This window comes from Roseicyclus sediminis (genome assembly GCF_025515305.1).
GTDB classification, from domain to species: Bacteria; Pseudomonadota; Alphaproteobacteria; order Rhodobacterales; family Rhodobacteraceae; genus Roseibacterium; species Roseibacterium sediminis.
This window is the reverse complement of the sequence record NZ_JAOPHT010000002.1, coordinates 33,836-60,150: the sequence shown is the minus strand read 5'-3', so window position 1 is coordinate 60,150 and position 26,315 is coordinate 33,836. Positions and strand designations below refer to the sequence as shown.

General features: G+C 68.6%; 25 protein-coding genes. 12 read left to right on the top strand and 13 right to left on the bottom strand.

Going from position 1 to position 26,315, the window contains the following annotated elements; translation table 11 throughout:
- Positions 1-5 precede the first annotated feature (5 nt).
- The gene (locus tag N8I71_RS02820) at positions 6-1,151 is read right to left on the bottom strand and encodes a pyridoxal phosphate-dependent aminotransferase (RefSeq protein WP_262876412.1); all 1,146 of its coding nucleotides are present in this window, start codon (positions 1,149-1,151) and stop codon (positions 6-8) included.
- Positions 1,152-1,206: 55 nt separating this feature from the next.
- Here N8I71_RS02820 and N8I71_RS02815 point away from each other — a divergent pair, with 55 nt between their 5' ends.
- A complete protein-coding gene (locus N8I71_RS02815) occupies positions 1,207-2,553 on the top strand; it encodes a M48 family metalloprotease (RefSeq protein WP_262876411.1) in 1,347 nt (448 codons plus the stop codon).
- A 4-nt stretch (positions 2,554-2,557) separates the two neighbouring features.
- Positions 2,558-3,307, top strand: a complete 750-nt coding sequence (locus N8I71_RS02810) for a DsbA family protein (protein WP_262876410.1) — start codon at positions 2,558-2,560, stop codon at positions 3,305-3,307.
- A 66-nt stretch (positions 3,308-3,373) separates the two neighbouring features.
- Here N8I71_RS02810 and N8I71_RS02805 read toward each other — a convergent pair whose 3' ends face one another.
- The 8 genes from N8I71_RS02805 to purC all read right to left on the bottom strand — a co-directional run bounded on the left by N8I71_RS02805 (position 3,374) and on the right by purC (position 12,583).
- Positions 3,374-6,010, bottom strand: coding sequence for an Rne/Rng family ribonuclease (locus tag N8I71_RS02805; RefSeq protein WP_262876409.1), 2,637 nt, complete (start codon positions 6,008-6,010; stop codon positions 3,374-3,376).
- Positions 6,011-6,493: 483 nt separating this feature from the next.
- Positions 6,494-6,637 carry a hypothetical protein gene (locus tag N8I71_RS02800; protein WP_262876408.1) on the bottom strand — a complete coding sequence of 48 codons (144 nt, stop codon included), beginning with the start codon at positions 6,635-6,637 and terminating at the stop codon, positions 6,494-6,496.
- Between the two features lie 7 nt (positions 6,638-6,644).
- Positions 6,645-7,961: a sigma-54-dependent transcriptional regulator gene (locus tag N8I71_RS02795; RefSeq protein ID WP_262876407.1), complete on the bottom strand. Its 1,317-nt coding sequence runs from the start codon at positions 7,959-7,961 to the stop codon at positions 6,645-6,647.
- Between the two features lie 19 nt (positions 7,962-7,980).
- A complete protein-coding gene (locus N8I71_RS02790) occupies positions 7,981-9,687 on the bottom strand; it encodes a sensor histidine kinase (RefSeq protein WP_262876817.1) in 1,707 nt (568 codons plus the stop codon).
- 132 nt (positions 9,688-9,819) lie between these two features.
- Entirely contained in the window at positions 9,820-10,488 is a 669-nt protein-coding gene (purQ, locus tag N8I71_RS02785) for a phosphoribosylformylglycinamidine synthase subunit PurQ (protein WP_262876406.1), read from the bottom strand.
- 13 nt (positions 10,489-10,501) lie between these two features.
- Entirely contained in the window at positions 10,502-11,542 is a 1,041-nt protein-coding gene (locus N8I71_RS02780; RefSeq protein WP_262876405.1) for a zinc-binding dehydrogenase, read from the bottom strand.
- Positions 11,542-11,772 (bottom strand): phosphoribosylformylglycinamidine synthase subunit PurS, encoded by a 231-nt coding sequence (purS, locus tag N8I71_RS02775; RefSeq protein WP_262876404.1) that lies wholly within the window; start codon positions 11,770-11,772, stop codon positions 11,542-11,544. Before purS ends, N8I71_RS02780 begins: the two co-directional genes overlap by 1 nt.
- A gap of 49 nt (positions 11,773-11,821) precedes the next feature.
- Complete coding sequence (gene purC, locus N8I71_RS02770) at positions 11,822-12,583, bottom strand: phosphoribosylaminoimidazolesuccinocarboxamide synthase (protein ID WP_262876403.1); 762 nt, start codon at positions 12,581-12,583, stop codon at positions 11,822-11,824.
- Positions 12,584-12,756: 173 nt separating this feature from the next.
- On the opposite strand from purC, the gene N8I71_RS02765 reads away from it, so the two are divergent.
- Complete coding sequence (locus tag N8I71_RS02765) at positions 12,757-13,071, top strand: DUF1476 domain-containing protein (RefSeq protein ID WP_262876402.1); 315 nt, start codon at positions 12,757-12,759, stop codon at positions 13,069-13,071.
- Positions 13,072-13,092: 21 nt separating this feature from the next.
- Here N8I71_RS02765 and N8I71_RS02760 read toward each other — a convergent pair whose 3' ends face one another.
- Entirely contained in the window at positions 13,093-13,761 is a 669-nt protein-coding gene (locus N8I71_RS02760) for an NYN domain-containing protein (protein WP_262876401.1), read from the bottom strand.
- Between the two features lie 228 nt (positions 13,762-13,989).
- On the opposite strand from N8I71_RS02760, the gene bmt reads away from it, so the two are divergent.
- Positions 13,990-15,006 carry a betaine--homocysteine S-methyltransferase gene (gene bmt, locus N8I71_RS02755; protein ID WP_262876400.1) on the top strand — a complete coding sequence of 339 codons (1,017 nt, stop codon included), beginning with the start codon at positions 13,990-13,992 and terminating at the stop codon, positions 15,004-15,006.
- A gap of 68 nt (positions 15,007-15,074) precedes the next feature.
- On the opposite strand, the gene N8I71_RS02750 is transcribed toward bmt, so the two are convergent.
- Positions 15,075-15,677, bottom strand: coding sequence for an SAM-dependent methyltransferase (locus tag N8I71_RS02750; RefSeq protein ID WP_262876399.1), 603 nt, complete (start codon positions 15,675-15,677; stop codon positions 15,075-15,077).
- Positions 15,678-15,742: 65 nt separating this feature from the next.
- Here N8I71_RS02750 and N8I71_RS02745 point away from each other — a divergent pair, with 65 nt between their 5' ends.
- Positions 15,743-15,994, top strand: a complete 252-nt coding sequence (locus tag N8I71_RS02745) for an N-(5'-phosphoribosyl)anthranilate isomerase (RefSeq protein ID WP_262876398.1) — start codon at positions 15,743-15,745, stop codon at positions 15,992-15,994.
- A gap of 229 nt (positions 15,995-16,223) precedes the next feature.
- On the opposite strand, the gene N8I71_RS02740 is transcribed toward N8I71_RS02745, so the two are convergent.
- Positions 16,224-17,327: a PA0069 family radical SAM protein gene (locus N8I71_RS02740; RefSeq protein WP_262876397.1), complete on the bottom strand. Its 1,104-nt coding sequence runs from the start codon at positions 17,325-17,327 to the stop codon at positions 16,224-16,226.
- Between the two features lie 151 nt (positions 17,328-17,478).
- On the opposite strand from N8I71_RS02740, the gene N8I71_RS02735 reads away from it, so the two are divergent.
- The 5 genes from N8I71_RS02735 to N8I71_RS02715 all read left to right on the top strand — a co-directional run bounded on the left by N8I71_RS02735 (position 17,479) and on the right by N8I71_RS02715 (position 21,044).
- Positions 17,479-18,186 (top strand): corrinoid protein, encoded by a 708-nt coding sequence (locus tag N8I71_RS02735; RefSeq protein WP_262876396.1) that lies wholly within the window; start codon positions 17,479-17,481, stop codon positions 18,184-18,186.
- 133 nt (positions 18,187-18,319) lie between these two features.
- On the top strand, positions 18,320-18,724 hold the full coding sequence (locus N8I71_RS02730) for a GNAT family N-acetyltransferase (RefSeq protein ID WP_262876395.1): 405 nt from the start codon (positions 18,320-18,322) through the stop codon (positions 18,722-18,724).
- 46 nt (positions 18,725-18,770) lie between these two features.
- Positions 18,771-19,493 (top strand): metallophosphoesterase family protein, encoded by a 723-nt coding sequence (locus N8I71_RS02725; protein ID WP_262876394.1) that lies wholly within the window; start codon positions 18,771-18,773, stop codon positions 19,491-19,493.
- A 23-nt stretch (positions 19,494-19,516) separates the two neighbouring features.
- Positions 19,517-20,350, top strand: a complete 834-nt coding sequence (locus N8I71_RS02720; protein ID WP_262876393.1) for an EamA family transporter — start codon at positions 19,517-19,519, stop codon at positions 20,348-20,350.
- Between the two features lie 67 nt (positions 20,351-20,417).
- Positions 20,418-21,044, top strand: coding sequence for a DUF1638 domain-containing protein (locus tag N8I71_RS02715; RefSeq protein ID WP_262876392.1), 627 nt, complete (start codon positions 20,418-20,420; stop codon positions 21,042-21,044).
- 247 nt (positions 21,045-21,291) lie between these two features.
- Here the strand turns inward: N8I71_RS02715 and N8I71_RS02710 are convergent, their stop codons facing one another.
- Entirely contained in the window at positions 21,292-23,061 is a 1,770-nt protein-coding gene (locus N8I71_RS02710; protein ID WP_262876391.1) for an IlvD/Edd family dehydratase, read from the bottom strand.
- A 175-nt stretch (positions 23,062-23,236) separates the two neighbouring features.
- On the opposite strand from N8I71_RS02710, the gene N8I71_RS02705 reads away from it, so the two are divergent.
- Positions 23,237-23,944, top strand: coding sequence for an ABC transporter ATP-binding protein (locus N8I71_RS02705; RefSeq protein WP_262876816.1), 708 nt, complete (start codon positions 23,237-23,239; stop codon positions 23,942-23,944).
- A 7-nt stretch (positions 23,945-23,951) separates the two neighbouring features.
- On the top strand, positions 23,952-26,309 hold the full coding sequence (locus tag N8I71_RS02700; protein WP_262876390.1) for an ABC transporter permease: 2,358 nt from the start codon (positions 23,952-23,954) through the stop codon (positions 26,307-26,309).
- Positions 26,310-26,315: the final 6 nt, after the last annotated feature.

Below are 26,315 nucleotides of genomic sequence, written 5' to 3'. Positions count from 1 at the left end.
AGGCGTCAGCCGCCCTTGAAGAACCGGACAAGGCGCGCCACGCCCTCCTCGATCTCGACCGTGCCCCGGGCATAGGAAAAGCGCAGCGTCCCGTGCCCGCGCGTCTTGTCGAAGTCGAGCCCCGGCGTCACGGCGACGCCCGCCTCGTCGAGAATGCGCGACGCGAGGGCCTTGCTGTCTTCGGTCAGGTCCGAGACATCGGCATAGACGTAGAAGGCGCCATCGGCCGGCGCCGTCCGGGTCAGCCCGGCCTCGGCCAAACCGGCCAGAAGGATGTCGCGATTCCGGGTATATGTGGCGCGATGCTCATCCAGTTCGGCCCGCCCCTCGGGGCTGAGGGCACCCAAGGCCGCGACCTGGCTGGCATGGGCCGGGCAGATGAACATGTTCTGTGCCAGCCGCTCGACGATGCGCACATGCTCGGGCGGCACGACCATCCAGCCCAGCCGCCAGCCCGTCATCGAGAAATACTTGGAGAAGGAGTTGATGACGTAGACCTCGTCCGTGACTTCCAGCGCGCTGACGGCGGGCCCCTCGTATTGCAGGCCGTGGTAGATCTCGTCCGAGACAAGCGAGATGCGCTTCGCATCGCAAGCCTCTGACAAGGCGCGCAATTCGTCTCGGCCCAGCATGGTGCCCGTGGGGTTCGCCGGGCTTGCCACGATCAGCCCCGCGAGATCGTCGGCGAGGTGCGCGGGCACCGGCTGAAACCGGGTCTCGGCCTGCGTCACGAGGCCAACGGGCGTGAGGCTGAGCGCCGTGAGGATCTGGCGGTAGGACGGGTAGCAGGGCTCGCCCAGCCCGACCCGGTCGCCCGCGTCGAAAAGCGCGGTGAATGCCAGGAGGAACCCGCCCGAGGCGCCCGAGGTCAGGACCACGCGGGACGGGTCAAGGTCGATCCCGTACCACTCGCCGTAGAGCGCCGCGATGGCGGCGCGCAGGTCGGGACGCCCGAGGGCCACCGTGTAGCCGAGCGGTCCCTTTTCCATCTCCTCGGCCAGGCGCCGGCGCGCGGCCTCGGGCGCGCCCGAGCCGGGCTGACCGACTTCCATGTGTACGATGTCGCGTCCCGCCTCCTCGGCGGCGCGGGCGGCTTCCATCACGTCCATCACGATGAAGGGATCGACCTCGGATCGCCTTGAATGCCGCATGGTGCAAATCCTATCCTGCCCGGAAGGTTCAAAGCAGCCGAGGAAAGGATCGTCAATGCCGGGCCGCCTGCCCCGTCGCATCGCCGCGGCCGCGATGCTGGCCGCCTTCGCCTGCCTCGCGCCCCTGTCGGCCGCCGCGCAGTCGATCATCCGCGACGCCGAGATCGAACGCGCGCTGCGCGAGCTGGCGGCGCCCGTCTTCCGCGTCGCGGGCCTGCCGCAATCGACGCGCGTGATCATGGTCAACGACGGCGCCATGAACGCCTTCGTCGCCGATGCGCGTCACATCTTCGTGACCTCCGGCCTGCTCCTGCGGCTCGACAGTCCCGACCAGGTGCAGGCCGTGCTGGCCCACGAGGCCGCGCATATCGCCAACGGGCACCTCACCAGCCGCCCCGCCGCCGCGGCCTCGGCCCAGACGGCAGCGCGCATGGGGCTTCTGCTGGCGATAGCCGCGGGTGCCGCCAGCGGCGAGGGCGGCGCGGCGGTGGGGCTGGCCGCGGGCGGCATGAGCGCGGCACAGCGCAGTTTCTTCGCCCATACCCGCGCCGAGGAGGCGAGCGCCGACCAGTCGGCGCTGCGCACCATGGTCACGGCGGGCATCGACCCGCGCGCGATGCTGGAGGTCCTCGACCTGTTCCGCGGGCAGGAGGCGCTGTCGGCCGGGCGGCAGGACCCCTACGTTCGCTCCCACCCGCTGAGCCGCGACCGGTATCGCAACGTGGAGGCCTTCCTCGCCACGCAAGCGCCGGGAGCGGAGCCTCCGGCCGCCAGCCTCTACTGGTATGCGCGGCTGACCGGCAAGCTCTCGGCCTTCCTTCGCGCGCCGTCCTGGACGCTGAACCGGGTCGACCGGGGCGACATGGGCGAGATCGCCACGCTCCGCCGCGCCATCGCCTATCACCGGACCCCGGATGCCGACCGCGCGCTTTCGGAGGTGGGCCGCCTTCTGCAGATGCGCCCGAACGATCCCTTCTACCAGGAATTGCAGGGCCAGATCCTGTTCGAGAGCCGGCGCTATGACGCCGCCATCGCTGCCTATGCGCGCGCGGCCGAACTTGCGCCGAACGAGGCCTTGATCCTCGCGGGCTACGGCCGGGCGCTTCTGGCCCCGGACACCGCGACGCTGAACGCGCGCGCGCTCGAGGTGCTGACACGTGCCCAGGCCCGCGACCCGTTCGACCCCAGGATGCTGCGCGACCTCGGGCTCGCCCATGCCCGCGCCGGTCAGCCGGGCCTCGCCGCCACCGTCACCGCCGAGCGCTACGCGATCCTCGGCAGGATGGACGATGCCGAAGCGCTGGCCAACCGGGCGATCGCCCTTCTGCCGCAGGGGTCGCCCGGGTGGATTCGGGCGCAGGATGTGTTACGCGTGGCCGAAGCCGCCCAACGACGGAGATGAGCGCATGAAATACCTCGCCCCGCTGGCGTTTGCCGGCATCCTCGCAGCGGGCCCCGCCGCCGCCGATCTCACCGACCTCAGCGCCGCCGAGCGCGACGCCTTCCGGGCCGAGGTCCGCGCCTACCTTCTGGAGAACCCCGAGGTTCTGATGGAGGCGATCGGCGTGCTGGAGCAGCGCCAGGCCGCAGCCGAGGGCGAGCGTGACGCGATGGCCCTCGCCGCCAATGCGGATGCCATCTTCAACTCGGCCTTCGACTGGGTCGGCGGCAATCCCGACGGCGACGTGGTGCTGGTCGAATTCATGGACTACCGCTGCAGCTTCTGCCGGCGGGCGCATCCCGAGGTCGAGGACCTGATCGCGCTCGACGGCAACATCCGCTACGTGGTCAAGGAATTCCCGATCCTCGGCGAACAGTCGGTTCTGGCCTCGCGCTTCGCCATCGCCACGCGCATCGTCCATGGCGACGACGCCTATGGCGCGATGAACGACGCGCTGATGGTGATGCGGGGCGATGTGACCGAAGCCTCGCTGATGGCCACCGCAAACGAGCTTGGCCTCGATCCCGGCCCGATCATGGAGGCGATGGACGACCCGCTCGTGGCGCAGACAATTTCCTACAACCGCGATCTGGCCACGCGGCTGTCGATTTCGGGCACGCCCAGTTTCGTCTTCGGCGATCAGCTGGTGCGGGGCTACGTGCCACTCGACGGAATGCTGCAGATCATCGAGGCGGTGCGGTCCGAAACGAACTGACGCCGCGCAGGCGACTTCGGCAAAGAAAGAAGGGCGCCCCGCGGGGCGCCCTTTTTCTGTCCGGACCTATCCGAGCGACCACCAGCCGCGGCGCTTGGGCTTGTCGTCGGCCCCGGCGCCCTCGGTTTCGGCTTCCGGTTCGGGTTCGGGCGCGGGTTCCGGTTCGGGCGCCGCTTCGGGTTCGGGCGCGGCCTTTGCCGCCTGAACGGGCTCGGGCTCGGGTTCAGGCGCGGGTTCCGCCTCCGCGACCGGCTCCGGCTCGACTTGAGGCGCGGGTTCGGGCTCGGGGCTCTCGCCGACAGGTTCCGCCGCCGGTTCGGCCTCGACCGCAACGGGCTCGACCGGTTCCGCATCGCCCGGGCCGGCGTCGGCGTCGGCTTCGGCCGCGTCGTCACCGGCCTTGTCGCCCTTGCGCCCGCGTCCGCCCCGCCGTCCGCGGCGCTTCTTCTTCGGTTGGTCGTCGCCCTCGGCCTCCGACGCCTCGGCATCGGCGCTCTCGGGCGCGTCGGCCTCCTCCTCGGCCGTCTCGGCCTCGAAGGTGTCGCCTTCAGCGGTGTCGCCCTCGGCCCCCTGGACATCCTCGCCGTTGGCGCCCTTGCGGCGGCCACGTCCGCCACGCCGGCGGCGACGCTTCTTCCTGGGGTTTTCCTCGGTATCGGCGACCGTCGTGACCTCTTCCTCGTCCTCGAGGATCTCGGCCTCTTCGACCTGTGCCTCCTCCTCGATCTCTTCCATCAGGCTGGGGTCCATCGAGGACACCGGCGCAGTGGCCGTGATGCGGCGCGTGGCGGTCTTGAAGCGTTCGATCTTGTAATCGGGCGAGACCAGCCGCGCATCCGCCTCGATCCGGATCGACAGGCCGGTGCGGCCCTCGATCGTCTCGATATAGTCGCGCTTCTGGTTGATGAGGAAGTTGACGATGCCGACGGGCGCGGTCAGCAGGACCTCTCTCGCGCGTCCGCGCGTGCCCTCTTCCTCCAGCTGGCGCAGGATCGACAGGCCGAGGCTGTCATCGGACCGCAGAAGCCCGGTGCCGTGGCAATGCGGACAGGGCTGCGTCGTGGCCTCCAGCATGCCGGGGCGAAGGCGCTGGCGGCTCATCTCCAGCAGACCGAAGGCCGAGATGCGACCCACCTGGATACGCGCACGGTCGGTCTTGAGCCGGTCCTTCAGGCGCTTTTCCACGGCGGCGTTGTTGCGCCGCTCGTCCATGTCGATGAAGTCGATGACGATAAGGCCCGCAAGGTCGCGCAGGCGCAGCTGGCGGGCCACTTCCTCGGCGGCTTCGAGGTTGGTCTTGAGCGCCGTCTCCTCGATCGAGCCTTCCTTGGTGGCCCGGCCCGAGTTCACGTCGATCGCCACCAGCGCCTCGGTCACGCCGATCACGATGTAGCCCCCGGATCGCAGCTGCACCGTGGGGTTGAACATGTCGGCGAGGTAGCCCTCGACCTTGTATCGCGCGAAGATCGGCAGCGGATCGGCGTAGTGCTTCACGTTCTTGGCGTGGGACGGCATGATCATCTTCATGAAGTCCTTCGCCTGGCGATAGCCGGCGTCGCCTTCGACCAGAACCTCGTCGATGTCGCGGTTGTAGAGATCGCGGATCACGCGGTGGATCAGGTCGCCTTCCTGGTAGATCGGCGCGGGCGCGATGGACTTGAGCGTGAGCTCGCGCACCTGCTCCCACTGGCGCTGAAGGTATTCGTAGTCGCGCTTGATCTCGGTCTTGGTGCGCTGGCTGCCGGCGGTGCGGATGATGAGGCCCGCGCCCTGCGGCACATCGAGCGACGTGGCGATTTCCTTCAGCTTCTTGCGGTCGGCCGCGTTGGTGATCTTGCGGGAAATGCCACCGCCGCGCGCCGTGTTCGGCATCAGCACGCAGTAACGTCCCGCGAGGCTGAGATAGGTGGTGAGCGCCGCGCCCTTGTTGCCGCGCTCTTCCTTCACGACCTGGACCAGCATGATCTGCCGGACCTTCACGACTTCCTGGATCTTGTACTTGCGCGGGCGCGGCTTGCGCGCCGGGCGGAAATCCTCCTCGGTGTCGTCGTCGGCGACGGTCTCGGCGGAAGGCGCGGCGCCCTCATCCCCGTCCTCGCCATCCTCGTCGGCGGCATCTTCGTATGCGTCGTCGATGGCCTCGTCGGCGGAGACGTCGTCGCTCTCCGAACCATGATCGAAGGCGGCGTCCCCTTCGGCGTCGGACGCGCCATCGGCCTCGTCGGAGGCCATCTTGGCGGTGTCATCCTCTTCCTCGGTGTCGCCGAGATCGACCACGTCCATGCCGGACGGCGTGCCGCGCGCGACCGCGTCCGACCCCGTGCTTTCCGCCCGCGTGTCCGGGGACTTGCGGCGGCGCGACCGGCGGCGCTTGGGTTTCTGCTCCTCCTCGGCCTCGGCGGCCATGGCCTCGGCGTATTCACGTTCCTCGGCGAGGAGCGCCTCGCGGTCGGCCACGGGGATCTGGTAATAGTCGGGGTGGATTTCGGAGAAGGCGAGGAAGCCGTGGCGGTTGCCGCCGTAATCGACGAAGGCCGCCTGGAGCGAGGGCTCCACCCGCGTGACCTTTGCCAGATATATGTTTCCTGCCAGTTGCCGCTTGCTCAGCGACTCGAAATCGAACTCCTCGACCTTGGTTCCGTCGACCACGACGACCCGGGTTTCCTCCGGGTGCGTGGCATCGATAAGCATCTTCTTTGCCATTTTGTCCTTGCCCGCAAACCACCTGGCGGCGCCCCGGGCGCCACGGCGCCGGAAGGACGGGACAAGCGGTTGCGATCATGCGTGAGCGCGAGGGACGCGGCCCGCCGCCCGGTGAGACCCGCGCAGGGCCCTTCGGCCCCTTGCCTTCTCACCCCGACTGCTGCTGCGCCATGCATCGCGTCTGTCTCCGGCCGCACCGGGTAAACCCTCGCGGCCCATCAAACCCCGTAAGGGGCGGTTGCGGTTGGGCCGGACGCTGTTTGCGTCCCGTCGCCCGAGTGACCTGCGAGCCCTGTCGCGGCGGATTTTTTGCGCGGCGAACGGATGGGATGCAGAGAAACTGGTCCACCGGCGCGATGCCGGTTCCGTCACATTAAGGTCAGCCGCGTGCAATTGACAATGGCCTTCGTGCGCTTACGGCAAGGCCGGGGGCCGGAACGGCCCCAGAACCGCGTCCCGGAACGGTTGCCCGCGACGGGCGCCTCAGGCGCGGCCGGGACGCACGAAGGAGGCAGCCACCAGCGCGGCCAGAAGGGCAACGACAAGGCTTTGCGACAAAACCCACCCCGCGGCGCCGATCCCCGAGACGATCAGCGCGCTCGTGACCCAGGCAAAGACGTTGCTCATCGCACCCTCACAGATAGTCCGAGCGGCTCAGCCCGTACTTCGCCATCTTCTCGTTCAGCGTCCGGCGCGGCAGGCAGAGCTCGTCCATCACCGCCGAGATCGAGCCCTTGTGTCGCCGCATCGTGTTGTCGATCAGCATGCGCTCGAAGGCCTCGACGTATTCCTTCAGGGGCTTGCCCTCGGTCGTCATCGTCGGGCCGGTGGCCTCGTTGTCGGCCATCAGGAGCGACGTGATCGAGCCCGAGCCGCGGCGGTTCTGCAGGACCGCGCGCTCGGCGATGTTGACGAGCTGGCGAACGTTGCCGGGCCAGGGCGCCTGCAGAAGCTGCGCGGCCTCCTGCGCGGTCACCTGCGGCGCGTCGCATCCGTATTCCTCGGCGAAGGTCTCGGACATCCGGTTGAAAAGCGTCAGGATATCCTCGCCGCGTGCGCGCAAGGGCGGGCAGATGATCGTCATCGCCGAGAGCCGGAAGAACAGGTCGGGCCGGAGCGAGTCCTCGAGCGTCTTTCCCTGAGTGTGTTCGTTGCAGATGGCGATGATCCGCGTTTGCGGCGGCGTCTCCTGCTCGTTGATGAAGGTCAGGAGCCGGGCCTGCAGCGCGTTCGGCAGCGCCTCGATGTCCTCCAGGCACAGCGTCCCGCCGCGGGCCTCCTCGACCAGCGGCAGCGCATCGTTCGGGTCGGGACCGAACAGTTTCTGGGCGAGATGCTCCTCGCTCCAGGCCGAACAGGAAATCGAGATGAACTTCTTCGAAGCGCGCGGGCCCACCGCATGGAGCGCGTGGGCGACCAGCGTCTTGCCGGTCCCGGTCTCGCCGTCGATCAGCACATGGCCGTCGGCCTGGCCGAGATCGAGGATATCCTCGCGCAGCCGCTCCATCTCGGGCGAGGAGCCGATGAGCTTCTTCATCACCGCCTTGCCATCAGACAACTCGCGCCGGAGCGCCCGGTTGTCGAGCGTCATGCGCCGCTGCTGGCTTGCCTTCTTGGCGAGTTCGGTCATCCGGTCGGGGTTGAACGGCTTCTCCAGGAAGTCGTAGGCGCCGATGCGCATCGCCTCGACGGCCATCGGGACGTCGCCGTGGCCGGTGATGAGGATGACGGGTAGACCGCTGTCCTGGGCCATCAGCCGCTTGAGGAAGGTGACGCCATCCATGCCGGGCATCTTCACGTCCGTGACCACGACACCGCCGAAGTCGGACCCGATCGACTTCAGCGCGTCCTCGGCCGAGGCGTAGGTCTCGGTCTCGAAGCCCGACAGCGTCAGCCACTGGCTGATCGACTGGCGCATGTCCTGTTCGTCGTCAACGATCGCAACCTTCATCGCGACATCCCTTCCATGGTCATTCCGCCGCCTGCCCGCCGGGCCGTGCATCGCCCGCAGCTAACAGCGGCAGCCGTATCTCGAAGACCGCGCCGCAGGTCTCGCCGTTGCGCGCGGTCAGCCGCCCCCCGAGGTCGGACACGATCCCCGACGAAATGGCAAGCCCCAGCCCGACGCCGTCGCCGGGCTTCTTGGTGGTGAAGAACGGCTCGAAGAGGTTCTCCAGATCCTCGATCCCTTGTCCGTTGTCGCGCACCGTCAGGACCGCCTCGTCCCCTTCGGCGATGATGAGGTCGATCTCGCGCGGCTCGATCTCCTTGACCGCGTCGAGGGCGTTCCGAAGGAGGTTGATGATGACCTGCTCCAGCCGGAGACGGTCGGCCAGCACCATCACCGGACGGCGCGGCAGGCTCTGGTCGATCTCGACCTTCATGGTCCTCAGTTGCGGCTCCATCATCGTGATCGCCCCCTTCAGCGCGTCGCGCAGATCAACGGGTTCGAACGCGTCTCCGCCCTTTCGGGCATAGGACTTCAGCTGCCGGGTGATCGCCCCCATCCGCTCGATCAGGTCGTCGATGCGCTGGAAGGACGATCCCGCCTCCTCGAAGCGCCGCCGCTGCAGCAGGAGGCGGGCCCCTGCGAGGTATGTCTTCATCGCCGCGAGCGGCTGGTTCAGCTCGTGACTGACCGCCGCCGACATCTCGCCGAGCGCGGCCAGCTTCTGGCTCTGGGCGAGGCTCTGCTCGGCCTCCTCGAGGTTCTTCTCGGCCTTCTGGCGCTCGGCGATTTCCCGCTGCAGGCGGGCGTTTAGCCGGCGAAGCTCCGCCGACTCCCGCAAGAGCACCGCGGACTTCAACCGCTCCCGGCGGCTCAGAACGTAGAAACCGCCCGCCAGCAGCAGCGCGAATCCCATGATCTCGAGTGCCAGAACGCCGTTCACGCGCTCCCGCACGGAGGCATAGGCGGTGTAGCTGACGATGCGCCATCCGCGGAACGGGATGCGCGCCTCGAGCCGGATCGTCTCGGCGCCGAAGAACATGGCCGCCTGGTCGCCGAAGGCCCAGTTGCCCGTCGCCTCGATCGCGCGTTCGATGGCCGAGGGCGCAGGTTCGAGCTCGAGCGCTTCCTCCTCCGTCCGTCCGCGCCAGCGCGGCTCGGTCGACAGGATGATCTCGCCGGTGGAATTGGTGAGGAACACCGCCTCGGTCGTGCCGCGCCACTGGTCCACGATCCGCGCAAGATCCACCTCCACGAGGATCACGCCGAGAAGCCGGTTCTCCACCTCGATGCGCCGCGAGAAGGTGAAATCGAAGCGCCCAGTCTCGGGCTCGTTCGAGGTGAATACCGTGTCCGGAGAGCGCAGGGCCTCAACGAAAAAAGGATCGGAGGAGCGCAGCTCCGAGATTCTCTGCCGGTCGGTCGCGGCCACCACGCGGCCCTCGCGGCTCAGCAGGATGATCGACGCCGCGCCGATTTCCTCGACATAGGAGATCAGGCGCTGCGAGGTGCTGGTGAAGTCGTCCTGCTCGAGCGAGCGGATCAGCACAGGATCGCGCGACAGCAGGAGCGGCACGACCGAATGGCGCTGCAGCTCCGACATGATGGAGCCCGAGTAGAGCGCGAGGCGCAGCTCCGAGCGGTTGCGCGTGCTCTCGGTGAAGCGGTCCGTCAGCCAGATGTTCGAGATCCAGATCACCGCGACCGCGATGCCGAGGAACAGCACCATGGTGATGCGCAGGACCCATGTCCTGCGCCGCTTCGGCTCCTGGCTGTCGCGGCGCGCCACGGCAGTCGGGCCGCGCCTGGTGTCGGTCGCGCTCATGTGCGCAGACTATGCGCGGCGCGGGGCCCGCTCAAGTCAGGCCGCGACGAACGCGGCGGCGAGCGACGCGAACAGCGGCGCACCGTCGGTGCCGCCATGGGCCGCATCCACCACCCGCTCGGGGTGCGGCATGAGCCCCAGAACCCGCCTGTTTGCCGACAGGACGCCCGCGATATCGCCGACCGACCCATTGGGGTTGCCGACATAGCTGAAGGCGATGCGGTCCTCGTCCCGGAGTTGCGCAAGCCCCTCGGCGTCGATCTGGTAGTTGCCGTCGTGGTGCGCGATCGGCACGTCGATTTCCTGCCCCGGCTGGTAGGCGCTGGTGAAGGGGCTGTCGGTCGTGGCCACCCGCAGGCCCTGCATCCGGCAGACGAACTTCAGCCCCGCGTTGCGCATCAGCACGCCCGGCAAAAGCCGCGTCTCGCACAGGACCTGGAAGCCGTTGCAGATGCCGAGCACATGACCGCCCCGCCCGGCAAAACCCGCCACGGCGCGCATGATCGGCGATTGCGCCGCGATCGCGCCGCAGCGCAGGTAGTCGCCGTAGGAAAAGCCCCCCGGCACGCCGATGACGTCGAGACCCGCGGGCAGCTCCGTCTCCTTGTGCCAGACCATCGCCGTGTCGAAGCCCGCGGCGCGGAAGGCCACGGCGAGGTCGCGGTCGCAATTGGATCCGGGGAAGACGAGGACGGCGGCTTTCATCGGTCTGATCCTTTCAGGCGGCGAAATCGGTGATGACGGCGACGCCCGGCGGCGCGGGCCCGTCGAACAGGGCAAGCTCGGCCGAAGCGTCCGACAGCCGCACGCGGCGCGCGATCATCGGCGAGAGGTCGAGGCCGGTGGCGGCGAGGAAATCGAGGAGCGAGGGATAGCGGTGGGCGGGCATCCCCCGCGTGCCGTAGATGGCAAGCTGTCCGGAATAGACCGCGTCCCAGGGCAGCGTCATGTTCAGATGCTCACCCGCCGGCATGCCGACCTGCACCATGCGCCCGAGCTTTCTGAGCGATCGCAGCGCGTTGGCGGTCGTCTCGGGAAAACCCAGCGCCTCCACGGCGACATGGACACCGCCGCCTGTCACGGCCCGCATCGCACCCGCGGGATCGTCGCCGCGCGCATCGATCACCGCCTCCGCTCCGAGCGCGCGCGCCTGCGCGAGCTTCTCCGGAACGACATCGGCCAGCGCCACGCGCGCCCCCATGGCGCGCGCCAGCATCAGCGCCGCGGTCCCGATGCCGCCGCCGCCCCAGACACCCAGCCACTCGCCGGGCCGGAGCGCCGCGCGCCCGGTCAGGGCGTGCCACGCCGTCGTCACCCGGCACCCAAGGGCCGCGGCGAGTGCGGGATCCATCCCCTCGGGCAGGCGCGTGAGGTTGGCGTCGGCATGGGCCACGGCCACGTGGCTCGCGAAGGCCCCGTCGCAGGTGAAGCCCGGCACCACCTGGCTTGCGCAGATCGTCTGGTTGCCCGACCGGCAGTCGCCGCAGGTGCCGCAGGCCAGGATGAAGGGCGCGATCACCCGGTCGCCCGCCGCCCAGGAGCGGACCTCCGGTCCCGCCTCGACCACGACGCCGCAATATTCGTGCCCGGGCACATGCGGAAGCGGCACCGGGTCCGCCCCGGTCCAGGCGTGCCAGTCCGACCGGCATATGCCACAGGCCAGCACCTCCACGACGACCCCGTCGCGCGGGCAGGACGGATCGGCGACCTCGCCCACCTCGAGCGGCTGACGCCAGCCCGTGAGCCGGGCCGCCCGCATCAGGCCATCTCCACCCGGTAGCTCTCGATGACGGTATTGGCGAGCAGCTTCTCGCACATCTCGGTCACCTGCGCCTCGGTCGTGCCCGGCGCTAGGTCGAGCTCGATGACCTTGCCCTGCCGAACGCCCTCGACACCGGCGAACCCCATGGCGCCGAGCGCCGATTTCACCGCCTCGCCCTGCGGGTCGAGAACGCCCTGCTTCAGCATCACGGTCACGGTGGCCTTCATCGCACCCTGTCCTTCATCTTTCTTCAAATACGCAAGTCCGCGCCCGGCCCTAGTTGATGAGGGTGGGCTTGGTCACGCCGGTCGGCCCCTGCGGCATCACGCCCAGGCGCCGCGCAACCTCGGTATAGGCATCGGCGAGATTGCCGAGGTCGCGCCGGAACACGTCCTTGTCGAGCTTCTTGCCCGTCTCGATGTCCCACAGGCGGCACGAATCGGGGCTGATCTCGTCGGCGACGATCAGGCGCATGTAGTCGCCGTCCCAGATCCGGCCGATCTCGATCTTGAAATCGACCAGGCGGATGCCGACGCCGAGGAACAGCCCCGACAGGAAATCGTTCACCCTGAGCGCGAGCGACACCATGTCGTCGAGGTCCTGCTGCGCGGCCCAGCCGAAGGCGAGGATATGCTCCTCGGCCACCAGGGGATCGCCCAACTCGTCGTTCTTGAAGTAGAATTCGACGATCGGGCGCGGCAGCGGCGTGCCTTCCTCGATCCCGAGGCGCTTGGAGATGGAGCCGGCCGCAACGTTGCGCACCACGACTTCCAGCGGGATGATCTCGACCGCGCGGATCAGCTGCTCGCGCATGTTGATGCGGCGAATGAAGTGGGTCGGCACGCCGATGGCGTTCAACCCCGTCATGAAGAACTCCGACAGGCGGTTGTTCAGGACGCCCTTGCCTTCGATCGTGGCGCGTTTCTCGGCGTTGAATGCCGTGGCATCGTCCTTGAAATACTGCACCAGCGTGCCGGGCTCGGGACCTTCATAGAGGATCTTGGCCTTGCCCTCGTAGACCTTCTTGCGGCGTGCCATGTGCTCTCCGGAAACGGGTAGACGGGGCGTCGGCGACGCCCCTTGTCGATGCGCGAGGCTATAGGCCAAAGCGCGCTGTGTCGCAAGGCGGGCCGTCGATCGCGCCTTGCGGCCCCCTTGCGCGGGGCCGTAAGGTCTGGTCCGACCGCAAGACTTTCGAGACGGAGATCCCGATGACCACCTTCGACGATCGCGAGAACGCCTTCGAGAACAAGTTCGCCCACGACCAGGAAATGATGTTCCGGGCCGAGGCGCGCCGCAACAAGCTGATGGGCCTCTGGGTCGCCGAGATCCTCGGCAAGACCGGGGACGAGGCCGCCGAATACGCCAAGGCCGTGGTCAAGGCGGATTTCGAGGAAGCCGGCCACGAGGACGTGATGCGAAAGGTCCTGGGCGACCTCGGCGACCGGGTCTCCGAGACCGAGGTGCGCAAGAAATACGACGAGCTTCTGGCGGTGGCCAAGAGCCAGCTGATGGACGAGGCCTGAGCCAGGGCCGGATCAACCCGACTAGTCGATGACCGTGAGGCCCCCGTCGCCCGGGGGCCTTTTCTTCGCGAACATGACAATTCTGCCGTGGCCGTCGGTTTCGACCAGTTCAAAGCGCTCCAGCTGCCTGAGGAACGTCACCCAATCGGCGACCGGTAGCTGCGCCTTGGTAACCCCGTATTTCTGCGCCATCCGCGATCCGAGTGCCTGAAGCGACATCTTCTGCTCACTGGCCTGCCCGATCTCGGTTTCCAGCCAACGTTCGATCTTCTTGGGGTCGATCGGCGCTGGCGATGACGGTGTTTTCGGAGGGGTGCCCTCTGGCAGAACGACGAAGCGCGCGCAGGCCTTCCGGAACGCCTCGGGCGCCTTGGCTTCGCCGATCCCGGTCACGCGCACGCCGTGCTCGGCAAGCTTGAGGGCCAGCGGCGTGAAGTCCCCGTCGGAACTGGCGATGGCAACATGACGAAAGCCCGCAAGGAGAACCGCTTCCAAGGCTTCAAGCGCCAGCATGACATCCGCGCCGTTCTTTCCCGAACCGCAATCCACGATGCGGAAGGTCCCTTGCTCGCTCCACTTCGCGACTCTCGCCGCGGCCCCGTAGACGCGGCGGATGGCGCGAGGTCCGAGACGCCCGGCCTGATCGATGATCGTATCGGCATGGACGTGCGACAGGTTCTCGCCATCCACGAAAAGGGCGAGCGGAGCATCCAGGCGGGTCGCGAAGGTCGTTTCTGCTTTCATAACCCTTGATTGGCACTGCATTTGGCCAGTTTTGTGGCCACCCCTCCCCGCACAACTTGAGCCCGCCTCATGACCAACATGCAGGATTTCCACCTTGCCCCTTTGCCGGCGAGGCGTCACATGGGACGCGATGCGGGGCATCCACGCCCCACCCTGCCCCGAACGGAGCCGCAGATGACGAACGCCCTTTCCGCCCTGCTCGCCGAGCGCGACTGGATCCTCGCCGACGGCGCGACGGGAACGACGCTTTTCAACATGGGGCTGCAATCGGGGGACGCGCCCGAGCTCTGGAACGTCGACCATCCCGACCGGATCGCGACGCTCTACAAGGGCGCGGTGGATGCGGGCTCGGACCTGTTTCTCACGAACTCCTTCGGCGGCACCGCCGCGCGGCTGAAGCTCCATGACGCGCAGTCGCGGGTCTTCGAGCTGAACAAGCTCGCCGCCGAGATCGGGCGCGAGGTGGCCGATGCGTCGGGCCGCACCGTGGTCGTCGCGGGCTCCATGGGGCCCACGGGCGAGATCATGGCGCCGATGGGCCCCCTGACCCACGAGCGCGCGGTCGAGATGTTCCACGAGCAGGCCGAGGGCCTCAAGGCCGGGGGCGCCGACGTGCTCTGGGTCGAGACGATCTCCGCCCCCGAGGAATACAAGGCGGCCGCCGAGGCGGCACGGCTCGCCGGCATGCCCTGGTGCGGGACGATGAGCTTCGACACGGCGGGCCGGACGATGATGGGCTTCACCTCCGCCGATCTCGCGCATCTCGTGGAAACGCTCGACCCGCCGCCGCTGGCTTTCGGCGCGAATTGCGGGGTCGGCGCCTCGGATCTCCTGCGCACGGTGCTGGGTTTCCGCGCCGCCGGGACCGAGCGGCCGGTGATCGCCAAGGGCAATGCGGGCATCCCGAAATACGTCGACGGGCACATCCACTATGACGGCACACCGGAGCTGATGGCGCGGTACGCGGTGCTGGCGCGGGACGCGGGTGCCACGATCATCGGCGGCTGCTGCGGCACACAGACGGACCACCTGAGGGCGATGCGGGCCGCGCTCGAAAGCGAGCCGCGCGGCGAGGCGCCGACGCTCGAGGTGATCGCGGCAGAGCTTGGCGGCTTCTCCTCGGGCTCGGACGGGACCGAGGGCGGCGCGCCCTCACGGGAACGCCGCGGACGGCGGCGTGCGCGTGGTTGACGCCGGCTGACCGCGCGCCGCGCATCCCTGTCGCACAAGCCGCGCCCCAGGCGGGCGCATGCGGCGGCCTAGCGCCCCTCCGGCCTGCGAGCCACGAAATCGATCAGACCCGAGCGCCCCGAATGGCCCGCCCCTTCCTCGATGACGGCATCGTAGTCCTCGGCGACGAGCACCTCCCAGCCGGCGAAGGCGTCCTGCAGCATCGGCAGGGTGTACATGTTCTCGACCGCGCCCGGCCCGCCCGTGCCGTAGCCCACCTGTCGTGGCGCGTATCCATGCAGCAGGAGGAGACCGCCGGGCCGGACCGCGCGCGAGAACCGGGCGAAGGCCTCGGCCCGCGCCGGCGGCGCGAGGAACTGGATGAAGATCGCGACCAGGGCATCGACCTCCTGCGACCAGTCCCAGTCCTCGAGACCCGAGACGTTCAGGTCGACCGCGACCCCGGCCTCCTCGGCCAGACGCCGCGCCTTGGCGACAGCGTTCGCACTGAGGTCGAAGGCAGTGACGGTATGGCCGAGACCCGCGACATGGACCGAGTTCCGCCCTTCTCCGTCCGCGACGCACAGCACGCGGGATCCGGGCGGAAGTCGATCCGCCTCGCGCACCAGGAAGGCCGCGGGCTTTCGGCCGAACAGGAAATCCGGCCCGGCGTAGCGCGTGTTCCAGTCCATGTCGTCCTCCCGATCCTTCTGTCCCGTAGCATCGCGTTAACCGGATTCGGGCAGGCTTGTCGCCCATGGCCGACCTCTTTTCCATCGCACCGCCGCGTCCCGCCACCCTGGAGGCCGAGGCGTGGCTCGTGCATCTCTTCTCGGCCCGTTCCGCGATCCGCGGCGGCGTGGTGCGCCGCAGCGCCCGCGACGTGGAGCGCATCGTGGGCTGGCCCCGCTTTCGACACGAACTGCGCCGGCGGGGTTATCGCGCGGTGGTCAATGGCGGGCAGGTCGTCGTGTTCTGCAACGCGCAGCCGGTGCGCTTTCTCGACTGAGACGACGCGGCCCGTCCCGAGCCTGGAGGCCGCTGCCTTGTCCGGCGCCCCGGCACCCGCGCGGAGCGGAGGCGTCGCACTGCCGGCGCCGCGGGGGTCTGGCCCTCGGCGCGGCCCGCTGGACGGCTTTCGCGGCCCGTCTCCCTCGTGCGCCGCGCCAAAGCCTTGCAAGGCTTTGGCCAACGCCCTTCCAAGGGCGTGGGGAGAGTTTTGCAAAACTCTCCCGGGCTCAGAACAGGCTCAGTTGTCCGTCCCGCGCCAGGGGCGGTGCGAAGAGGTCGGTGCGCAGCGGCGGCAGCCGTTCGGCAAGGCCCAATGCCCGCGTGGCGCGACGAAACCGCGCCCGGATCAGGTCGGCCCAGATGCCCTGCCCCGTCATCCGGCTGCCCCAGGCCGGGTCGTAGTCCGCCCCGCCATGCATGTCTCGGACCTTGTCCATGACACGGGTCACCCGCGCCGGGTAATGCGCGCCGAGCCAGTCCTGCCAGAGGCCCGAGACCTCCCGCGGCAGGCGCAGCGGGATCGTGCTCGCCGCGACCGCCCCGGCGTCACGGGCGGCTTGCAGGATCGCCTCCAGTTCGTGATCCGTCAGCCCCGGGATCAGCGGCGAGACCATCACCCGCACGGGACAGCCCGCGTGGGCGAGCCGCTCGATCGCCCGAAGGCGGCGCGCGGGCGAGGGACAGCGCGGCTCCATCCGACGTGCGAGGTCGGGGTCCAGCGTCGTCACCGAGATGCCGAGGCGCGCAAGCCCCGCCTGCCCCATCTCGCCCAGGATGTCGGCGTCGCGTTCCACCAGCGTTCCCTTCGTCACCACCGCCACCGGATGCCGGAACCCCTGCAGCACCTCGAGGCAGCCGCGCATGATCCGGCGCTCGCGCTCGATCGGCTGGTAGGGGTCGGTGTTCGTGCCGATGGCCAGGGTCGCAGGCCGGTAGGACGGCCGCCGAAGCTCGGCCTCCAGCACGCGCGGCGCATCGGGCCGGGCGATCAGCTTCGTCTCGAAGTCGAGCCCGGGGGAAAGGCCGAGATAGGCATGGCTCGGACGCGCGAAACAGTAGATGCAGCCATGCTCGCAGCCCCGGTAGGGATTGACCGACCGGTCGAAGGAGATGTCGGGCGAGGTGTTGCGCGTGATCGCGCGGCGCGGCCTCTCCTCGCGCACCTCGGTGCGGAGCGCGGGCGGCGACACCGCGTCGGGGTCCTGCACCTCCCATCCGTCGGCTTCGGCGACGCGGTCGTGCCGCTCGAAACGGCCGGCCTCGTTCGAGCGCGCCGCGCGACCACGCGGCGCCACGTCCCTGCCCGTGGATGGATCGAAACCTCGATGCATTGCGCAGAAATAGAACGAAAGCGGAACATCGGCAAGGGCAGGTCGCGCCGCGCATGGCCCATGTCGCAATTCGCCATTCGAATTCCCACCATATCACTACCACTTCGCTCCAACGCGCGCAGCGCGGAGCCAGATCACGGGAGACGCGCCCATGTCCGATGAAGAAGAAGACATCATCCTGTCGGAACTCGATGACGAGGAACTCGTCGCGCAGATGTTCGACGACCTCTATGACGGCATGAAGGAGGAGATCGAGGAGGGTGTGAACATCCTGCTCGAGCGCGGCTGGACCCCCTACGACATCCTCACCAAGGCGCTTGTCGGCGGCATGACCATCGTCGGCAACGACTTCCGCGACGGCATCCTCTTCGTGCCCGAGGTGCTGATGGCCGCCAACGCCATGAAGGGCGGCATGGCCATCCTGAAGCCGCTGCTGGTCGAGACCGGCGCGCCGCGCATCGGCAAGATGGTGATCGGCACGGTCAAGGGCGACATCCACGACATCGGCAAGAACCTCGTCTCGATGATGATGGAGGGCGCGGGCTTCGAGGTCGTGGACCTCGGCATCAACAACGCCGTCGAGAAGTATCTCGACGCGCTCGAGGCCGAGCAGCCGGACATCCTCGGCATGTCGGCGCTTCTGACCACGACGATGCCCTACATGAAGGTCGTGATCGACACGCTGAAGGACAAGGGCATCCGCGACGACTACATCGTGCTGGTGGGCGGCGCCCCCCTGAACGAGGAATTCGGCCGCGCCATCGGGGCGGACGCCTATTGCCGCGACGCCGCCGTGGCGGTGGAGACGGCGAAGGATTTCGTCAAGCGCAAGCACAACCAGCTCGCCGCGGGCGCCTGAGGCGCAGGGATCCGGGCGCCCGTGTCATTCACGGACGCCCGGGACGGGCCAGGACACGCGACCGTGCCGCGGACCTGTCCCGTGGCTTTCGCAAACGGGGAGTCGCGGCATGCCTCCTTGCATCCGTCTCGCAATGGCCGGGGACGAAGCGCTCTTCGAGCGGGTGCATCCCGATGTCTTCGACGAGCAGGTCGATCCCGAACTGACGCGCGCTTTCCTCGCCGCACCGCACCTGAACATTGCCCTGGCGATCCAGGGGGACCTGACCGTCGGCATGTGCTCGGGCGTCGTCTACCACCACCCCGACAAGCCGCCGCAATGGTGGGTCAACGAGATCGGCGTCGCCGCGCCATGGCGGCGGCAGCGCCTTGCGACGCGGCTGGTCGAGACCTGCATCACGGAGGCCCTGCGGCAGGGCTGCAGCGAGATCTGGGTCGTCGCCGATCCCACGCCCATGGCCGAAGGGTTCTGGCAGAGCCTCGGTTGGGCGAGGACCGGGGAGCGGCTCGCGATGTTCTCCCGGCGGCTCGTCGCATGACACCGCCCCCTTGCGCTCCACGCCCCCGTTACGCCATGACGCGGCCATGACGATCTACGCCATCGGCGACATCCACGGCCATCTCGACAAGCTCCGCGCCGCCCATGACGCCGTGGAGGCCGACCGGGCGCGCGAAGGCACCGGCGCCGCCCCGCTGGTCCATGTCGGCGACCTGGTCGACCGCGGGCCGGACAGCGCGGGGGTCGTGGAATACCTCCGGACCACGGCTGCCGAGGATCCGCGCCTCGTGATCCTCAAGGGCAACCACGACGCGATGTTCGTGGAGTTTCTGGCAAGCCGACCCGGCCGCTGGTCCGATAGCCGCTATGTCGGCGACAACATCGGCGGACGCGCCACGCTGGCCTCCTACGGGATCGATGCGACGACGTCCGCCCGCCGCCTGCACGACGACGCCATCGCGGCCGTGCCCGAGGCACACCGCGTCTTCCTTTCCGGACTGCCCCTGACCCACCTCGCCGGCGACTGCCTCTTCGTCCATGCCGGGATCCGGCCTGGCGTGCCCCTGGAAGAACAGGACGAGGCCGACCTGATCTGGATCCGCGACAGGTTCCTGCTCGATCCGGGCGATCACGGGCCCCTCGTCGTGCACGGCCACACGCCCGTCGTCTCGGTCGAGCATCATGGCAACAGGCTCGCCATCGACACCGGCGCCGCCTGGGACGGACCCGTCACCGCCGTGGCCATCGAGGGGCGCGATGCCTTCGTCCTGACCGAAGAGGGCCGCGTCCCCGTGGCGAGGCTGCGCTGATCCCCCCGCGCGATCTCGCTCTCGTGCTCCTGGTCGTGCTGGCCTGGGGGTCGAACTTCACCGCGATGCGCTTCGCGCTGGACGAGTTGCCGCCGCTGCTGTTCGTGGGACTGCGCTTCGCTATCCTCCTGCCGCTGATCGCCTTTTTCCCCAAACCCGCCGGCTGGGGCGCGATCCTCGCCATAGGCCTGCTGATCAACACCGGGCAATTCGCCTTTCTTTTCAGCGCGATGAAGGCCGACGTTTCGGCAGGCCTCGCCTCGCTCATCATCCAGAGCCAGGCGCCCATGACCATCGTGCTTGCGGCGCTCCTGTTCGGAGAGCGCGTGCGACCGGTGCAGGCGGCGGGCATCGCGCTCGCCTGCGCGGGCCTTGCATTCTTCGGGATCTCGGGCGGCGGCAACGTGACCGGCCTCGGCCTATCGCTCGTCCTGTGCGGCGCGCTCTCATGGGCCTGCGGCAACCTCGTCCTGCGCCGTCTGCCGGGGGTCGACATGACCGCGCTCTTCATCTGGGCGAGCCTCGTGCCGCCCCTGCCGATGCTGGGCTTTTCGGTCCTGATCGAAGGCCCCGCGCCTTTCGCGGACATCGCCGCCCTGACGGCACAGGGCTGGATCGCGGTCGTCTATGTCGCCCTCCTGTCCACCGTGCTCGGCTATTCGATCTGGGGCACGCTGCTCGCCCGCCACCCGGCCGCGGCGATCACGCCCTTCGCGCTGCTGATCCCGGTCGTGGGTCTCAGCGTCGCGGCGCTGGTCCTTGGCGAAACCGTCAGCCGGGGCGAGGCCGCGGCCGCCGTCGTCGTTCTGGCGGGCCTCGCCCTCGCGGTCCTCGGCCCGAGGTTCGCCCGGCGATGAGCGCGGAACTTGCGGCGCGGGCCGCGCGCGGCATACTGGCGGCCGGCATGGCGGAGGCGTGGAGGTGATGCGGATCGACGACGAGGAACTCCTCCGCACGGGGCTTCCGCCCGAGCGACGGGGCCGCGTGCTCCTGATCGGATGCGGCGCGCTCGCGCACGAGGTGCTGGCGCTGAAGGCGGCCAACGGCTGGGATCATCTCGATCTCCAATGCCTGCCCGCGATCCTCCACAACCACCCCGAGAAGATCCCCGACGCGGTGGCGCGCGCCGTCGAGGCGGGGCGCGAGACCCATGACGAGATCTTCGTACTCTACGCCGATTGCGGCACCGGGGGCCTGCTGCAGGCGCGCTGCGCGGCGCTCGGCGTGGAGATGCTCGCGGGGCCGCATTGCTACAGCTTCTTCGAGGGCAACGAGGCCTTCGCCGCCCGCGACGAGATCACGGCCTTCTACCTTACCGACTTCCTCGTCCGCCAGTTCGACGCCTTCGTGACGAAACCCCTCGGCCTCGACCGGCACCCCGAACTGCGGGACATGTACTTCGGCAATTACACGACGCTGGTCTACCAGGCGCAAACCGAAGACCCGGACCTGACCGCCAAGGCAAGGGCCTGCGCGGAGCGCCTCGGCCTCGCCTTCGAGCGGCGCTTCACCGGCTATGGCGATCTCGAAACGGCGATGTCGGAGCTCTGACGGAGGATCCCCGCGCAAGCGCGGCGACCCACGGGGGCCAGCCCCCGCACCCCCGGCAAAGGGGGCCGTCTGCCCCCTTTGCGATCCCCCGAGAGTTTTCTGCCAGGATGAAGATCGCGCGTCAGGCCCTTCATCCTGGAAGAAAAACTCCCGCCGGAGGCCAGCGCCGACGAGGGGCCTTCAGGCCCGGAGAAGGCGCAATCCCCGGGCGGCGGCGCAGCCGGCGCAATCCCCGGGCGGCGACCGTTCAGTGATTGTCCCGCGGCAGGTCCTTCGCGATCCTCTGGTAGGCCGTGGCCAACTCGAGACAGCCGCCATCGGCGAGCTGGCCCACATGGCTCCGGTAGATCTCCTGCCAGGGTGTCTGGTGGCGGATGTCGGGCGGGCTCCAGGCCGCACGGCGTGCCTCCCACTCCTCCTCCGGCACCACGGCGTCGAGCGTCGCGGCCCCGAGATCGAGACGCACCCGGTCTCCCGTTTGCAGGAGCGCGAGGCCGCCGCCGACGACCGCCTCGGGCGAGGCGTTCAGGATCGAGGGGCTTTCCGAGGTTCCCGACTGCCGTCCGTCGCCCACCGTGGGCAGATGCCGGACCCCGGCCCGGATCAGAGCGTCGGGGGGCTGCATGTTCACCACCTCGGCCGAGCCCGGATAACCGACGCATCCCACGTTCCGGATGAACAGGATCGTGCGCTCGTCGATCCCGAGGCTCTCGTCGTTGATCCGCTCGTGGTAGTCCTCGGGCCCTTCGAAGACCACGGCGCGGCCTTCGAAGACACCGTCCTCGAGGAACCGCGCGCGGAAATCGGCGCTGATGACCGAAGTCTTCATCAGCGCGCTGTCGAAGAGGTTGCCGGAGAGGACGAGGAACCCGGCCTGTTCCCGGAGCGGCCGGTCGAAGGGCCGGATCACGTCCGCGTCGCGGCTGCGGGCACCGCCCAGCGCCTCCGCGAGCGGCTTGCCCGAGGCGGTCGTCACGCTTCCGTCGAGCTGGCCTGCGGCGATGAGCTCGCCCATCACGGCCGGAACGCCGCCCGCGCGGAAGAAGCTCTCGCCGAGGTATTCGCCCGCGGGCTGCATGTTCACGAGGAGCGGCAGGTCATGTCCATGTGCCTGCCAGTCGGAGACATGAAGCTCCACGCCCATGTGCCGCGCGATGGCCTGAAGGTGGGGCGGCGCGTTGGTGGAGCCGCCGATCGCCGTGTTCACCTTGATCGCGTTCAGGAAGGCCGCGCGCGTCAGGATGTCGGAGGGTTTCAGATCCTCCTCGACCATTTCCACGATGCGCCGGCCGGTGAGATAGGCCATTTCCATCCGCTCGCGGAAGGGTGCGGGGATCGCCGCGGCGCCCGGGAGCGTCATGCCCAGCGCCTCCGCGAGCGCGTTCATGGTCGAGGCCGTGCCCATCGTGTTGCAATGCCCCAGCGACGGCGCCGAGGCGCAGGCGCGTTCCATGAACTCGGCATAGTCGATCTTGCCCTCGGCCAGGAGGCGGCGCGATTCCCAGATGATCGTGCCCGAGCCTGCGCGCTTGCCCTGCCACCAGCCATCGGTCATCGGACCGCCATTGAGCGCGATGGCGGGCAGGTCCACGGTCGCGGCCCCCATCAGCATCGCGGGCGTGGTCTTGTCGCAACCGGTGGTCAGCACCACGCCGTCGATCGGGTAGCCGTGCAGCACCTCCACGAGGCTCAGGTATTGCAGGTTGCGGTCGAGCGCGGCCGTCGGCCGCTTGCCCGTTTCCTGGATCGGGTGGACCGGAAACTCCATCGGGATGCCGCCCGCGTCGCGGATGCCCGCCTTGATCCGGTCCATAAGGAAGACGTGGATCTTGTTGCAGGGCACCAGGTCGCTGCCGGTCTGGGCGATGCCGATGATCGGGCGCTCGGACTGCAGCTCGGTCTTCGTGAAGGTCTGGTTCTGGTAGCGCTCGAGGTAGAGCGCGGTCATGCCCGGGTTGTTGGGATTGTCGAACCATTCCTGGCTGCGGTAGCGGCGATTGGCGCGGGTATTGCCCATGGCTGGTTCCATATTTTGAAACTCGGGGCCGAATAGTGAGACGGCTGGCGACAGTTTTACCGGTCGCATCCGCAACCGGCAAGGCCCCGCCGGGCCCCTGCGCCGCCACTCTTGAGGCAAATCAAGTCGTCGCCTTCCCGAATCTGCGACACGGGAGCCAACAGGGGTGAACGACATGGTGCAGTACGTCTTCCGCACCGAAGCCTTGCGCAAGACCTACGACACGGGCGGTGTCCAGGTCCACGCGCTCGCGGGTGTGGATCTGGAGCTTTACGCGGGTGAGCTTGCCGTCCTTTTGGGCGCTTCGGGCTCGGGCAAGTCGACGCTTCTGAACATCCTCGGCGGGCTCGATCACGCGACCTCGGGACGGGTCTGGTTCCGCGAGTTGGAACTGACCGAGCTCGGCGACCGGGCGCTCACGCGCTACCGGCGCGATCACGTGGGGTTCGTCTTCCAGTTCTACAATCTCGTGCCCTCGCTCAGCGCGCGGGAGAACGTGCAGCTCGTCACCGACGTGGCGCGGCAGCCGATGGACGCCGCCGAGGCGCTGGAGATGGTGGGGCTGAAGCACCGGCTGGACCATTTCCCGGCCGAGCTTTCGGGCGGCGAGCAGCAGCGCGTGGCCATCGCCCGCGCCATCGCCAAGCGGCCCGAGGTCCTGCTCTGCGACGAGCCCACGGGCGCGCTCGACAGCAAGACGGGCGTGCAGGTGCTGGAGGTCCTGAAGACGATCAACGACGAGCTCGGCACCTCGACCGTGGTCATCACCCACAACGCGGGCATCCAGGCCATGGCGCATCGCGTGATCCTCTTCGCCGACGGCAAGATCGCGGGTGTGCAGGTCAACGAGACCCGCGTCGCCCCGCACGAGATCGCGTGGTAGCCCGGACATGCAGGCGCTCGACAAGAAACTGGTGAGGGACTTCGCGCGGCTGTGGCTGCAGGGACTGGCCATCGCCGTCGTGCTCGCCTGCGGCGTCGCCATCCTGCTGACGGCTTTCGGGATGAACGCCGCGCTCACCGACACGCGCGCCGCCTATTACGAGCGCAACCGCTTCGCCGAGATCTTCGTGGACACGCGCCGCGCACCGCTCACGCTTCTGCCCGAAATCCTCGATATCCCGGGCGTCTACACCGCCGAGCCGCGCGTCCAAGGCGGCGCCATCCTGGACCTGCCGGGCCGGGACGAGGTGGCGATGGGTCAGATCCTGTCCTGGCCCGCCGATGACGCGCCGCTTCTCAACGTGCCGGTCCTGCGCAGCGGCACCTACCCGGCCGGCGCCGACGAGGTCATGGTCACGACCGCCTTCGCCGAGGCCAACGGGTTCGTGGCGGGCGACGTCTTTCACGCCAATCTCAACGGCCAGCGCCGGGCGCTTACGATCACGGGCACCGCGCTCAGTCCCGAGTTCATCTACACGATCGGCCCCGGCGCGCTGATGCCCGACAACGAAGGCTACGGCATCCTGTGGATGACCGAGGCCGCCGTGGCCGCCGCCTACGACATGGCGGGCGCCTTCAACCACCTCGCACTGAGGATCAGTGCCGAGGCGAACCCGCAAGACGTGATGGACAGGCTCGACACCACCCTCGACGCCTACGGGGGCCTGGGCGCCTACGATCGTTCCTCGCAGGTCAGCGATGCCTTCGTCTCGGCCGAGATCGACCAGCTCAAGGGCATGGCGATGGTCGTGCCGCCGATCTTCTTCGCCATCTCCGCCTTCCTCGTGGGCATGGTCATCAGCCGGATCGTGGCGCTCGACCGGGCCGAGATCGGGCTTCTGAAGGCGCTCGGCTACTCGGACCTCGAGGTGTGCCTGCACTACCTCCTGCTCGCGGCGATGATCGCGCTTCTGGGCACGGGGATCGGCTGGGGCCTCGGGACCATCCTGGCGCGCGCCATGGCGATGCAATACGCGACCTTCTTCGACTTCCCCTACCTGATCTTCCGGGTGCCGGTCTGGGTCTACGCGATGTCGGGGCTTGCCGCGCTCCTGACGACGATGCTGGGGGCGACGCGCGCGGCCCTGATGGCGGCGCGTCTCGCGCCCGCGGTGGCGATGCAGCCGCCCGCGCCACCGATGTTCCGGCGCGGGTTTCTCGACCGGATGATGTCGGCGATGGCCTTGAAACAGACCACGATCATGGTCCTGCGCAGCATCGTCCGCTGGCCGATCCGGAGCCTTCTGACCGCCGCGGGGCTTGGCGCCGCCACCTCCGCCGTGATCGCCGCCGGCTTCATGTTCGGGGCGCTGACCAGGATCATCGACCTCGCCTTCAACCAGTCCTACCGCCAGGACGCCATGATCCTTTTCTCCCACGATCTGCCCGAGACCTCGCTGTCCGAGATCGCGCGGCTGCCGGGCGTCCTGCAGGTCGAGCCGCAGCAATTCCATTCCGCGACGCTGCGCAACGGCCCGCGCGAAAAGCGCGTGGCGCTCGAGGCGCGGCCGGAGGACGCCACGCTCAGCCGCGTCATCGGCGCCGAGGGCGAGCCCATCGTCGCGCCCCCGGGCGGCCTGCTCCTGTCGGAGAGGCTGGCCGAGCAGTTGGAGCTGAGCGTGGGCGACAACGTCGAGGTCGAGTTCATGACCGGCCGGCGCGAGACCCACGAGATGGTCGTGACCGGCCTTGTCGAGCAGTTCCTGGGTCTTGGCGCCTATGCCGACATGGATTTCCTCGACACGGTCTTCCGCCGCTCGGGCCACATGTCGGTCGCCAATGTCCTCGTCGACGAGAACCGCCTGCCCGATCTGCACGCCGCGTTGCAGGAGACGCCCGCACTGTCCGGACTGATCCTGATGAACGAGAACCGCCGCTCCTTCGAGGAGACGATCAGCCAGAACGTGAGCGTCGTGAACACGATCTATGCCGCCATCGCCGTCCTGATCACGGTCGGCGTGGCCTATAACGGCGCGCGCATCCAGCTCAGCGAACGCGCACGGGAACTGGCCAGCCTGCGCATCCTCGGCTTCAGCCGGGCCGAGGTCTCCTCGGTGCTGGTGGGCGAGACGATGCTCCTCGCGCTGCTCGCGCAACCCCTCGGCTGGCTCTTCGGGGCGTGGATCGCGCGCGCCCTGTCCAACAGTTTCACCTCGGACCTCTACGCCATTCCGCTGGTGCTCAGCCCCGACATCTTCGCCCGCGCCAGCCTCATCGTGCTGATCGCAAGCTTCGCGTCGGTGATGCTGGTGCGGCGGCGGATCGACCGGATGGACCTGGTCGCGGTCATGAAAACAAGGGAGTAACGACAA

Excerpts from the sequence above, each read along its gene's own strand:
- N8I71_RS02820 (WP_262876412.1), bottom strand. The coding sequence starts at position 1,151 with ATGCGGCATTCAAGGCGATCCGAGGTCGATCCCTTCATCGTGATGGAC.
- N8I71_RS02815 (WP_262876411.1), top strand. The coding sequence starts at position 1,207 with ATGCCGGGCCGCCTGCCCCGTCGCATCGCCGCGGCCGCGATGCTGGCC.
- N8I71_RS02810 (WP_262876410.1), top strand. The coding sequence starts at position 2,558 with ATGAAATACCTCGCCCCGCTGGCGTTTGCCGGCATCCTCGCAGCGGGC.
- N8I71_RS02805 (WP_262876409.1), bottom strand. The coding sequence starts at position 6,010 with ATGGCAAAGAAGATGCTTATCGATGCCACGCACCCGGAGGAAACCCGG.
- N8I71_RS02800 (WP_262876408.1), bottom strand. The coding sequence starts at position 6,637 with ATGAGCAACGTCTTTGCCTGGGTCACGAGCGCGCTGATCGTCTCGGGG.
- N8I71_RS02795 (WP_262876407.1), bottom strand. The coding sequence starts at position 7,961 with ATGAAGGTTGCGATCGTTGACGACGAACAGGACATGCGCCAGTCGATC.
- N8I71_RS02790 (WP_262876817.1), bottom strand. The coding sequence starts at position 9,687 with ATGGTGCTGTTCCTCGGCATCGCGGTCGCGGTGATCTGGATCTCGAAC.
- purQ (WP_262876406.1), bottom strand. The coding sequence starts at position 10,488 with ATGAAAGCCGCCGTCCTCGTCTTCCCCGGATCCAATTGCGACCGCGAC.
- N8I71_RS02780 (WP_262876405.1), bottom strand. The coding sequence starts at position 11,542 with ATGCGGGCGGCCCGGCTCACGGGCTGGCGTCAGCCGCTCGAGGTGGGC.
- purS (WP_262876404.1), bottom strand. The coding sequence starts at position 11,772 with ATGAAGGCCACCGTGACCGTGATGCTGAAGCAGGGCGTTCTCGACCCG.
- purC (WP_262876403.1), bottom strand. The coding sequence starts at position 12,583 with ATGGCACGCCGCAAGAAGGTCTACGAGGGCAAGGCCAAGATCCTCTAT.
- N8I71_RS02765 (WP_262876402.1), top strand. The coding sequence starts at position 12,757 with ATGACCACCTTCGACGATCGCGAGAACGCCTTCGAGAACAAGTTCGCC.
- bmt (WP_262876400.1), top strand. The coding sequence starts at position 13,990 with ATGACGAACGCCCTTTCCGCCCTGCTCGCCGAGCGCGACTGGATCCTC.
- N8I71_RS02750 (WP_262876399.1), bottom strand. The coding sequence starts at position 15,677 with ATGGACTGGAACACGCGCTACGCCGGGCCGGATTTCCTGTTCGGCCGA.
- N8I71_RS02745 (WP_262876398.1), top strand. The coding sequence starts at position 15,743 with ATGGCCGACCTCTTTTCCATCGCACCGCCGCGTCCCGCCACCCTGGAG.
- N8I71_RS02740 (WP_262876397.1), bottom strand. The coding sequence starts at position 17,327 with ATGCATCGAGGTTTCGATCCATCCACGGGCAGGGACGTGGCGCCGCGT.
- N8I71_RS02735 (WP_262876396.1), top strand. The coding sequence starts at position 17,479 with ATGTCCGATGAAGAAGAAGACATCATCCTGTCGGAACTCGATGACGAG.
- N8I71_RS02730 (WP_262876395.1), top strand. The coding sequence starts at position 18,320 with ATGGCCGGGGACGAAGCGCTCTTCGAGCGGGTGCATCCCGATGTCTTC.
- N8I71_RS02725 (WP_262876394.1), top strand. The coding sequence starts at position 18,771 with ATGACGATCTACGCCATCGGCGACATCCACGGCCATCTCGACAAGCTC.
- N8I71_RS02715 (WP_262876392.1), top strand. The coding sequence starts at position 20,418 with ATGCGGATCGACGACGAGGAACTCCTCCGCACGGGGCTTCCGCCCGAG.
- N8I71_RS02710 (WP_262876391.1), bottom strand. The coding sequence starts at position 23,061 with ATGGGCAATACCCGCGCCAATCGCCGCTACCGCAGCCAGGAATGGTTC.
- N8I71_RS02705 (WP_262876816.1), top strand. The coding sequence starts at position 23,237 with ATGGTGCAGTACGTCTTCCGCACCGAAGCCTTGCGCAAGACCTACGAC.
- N8I71_RS02700 (WP_262876390.1), top strand. The coding sequence starts at position 23,952 with ATGCAGGCGCTCGACAAGAAACTGGTGAGGGACTTCGCGCGGCTGTGG.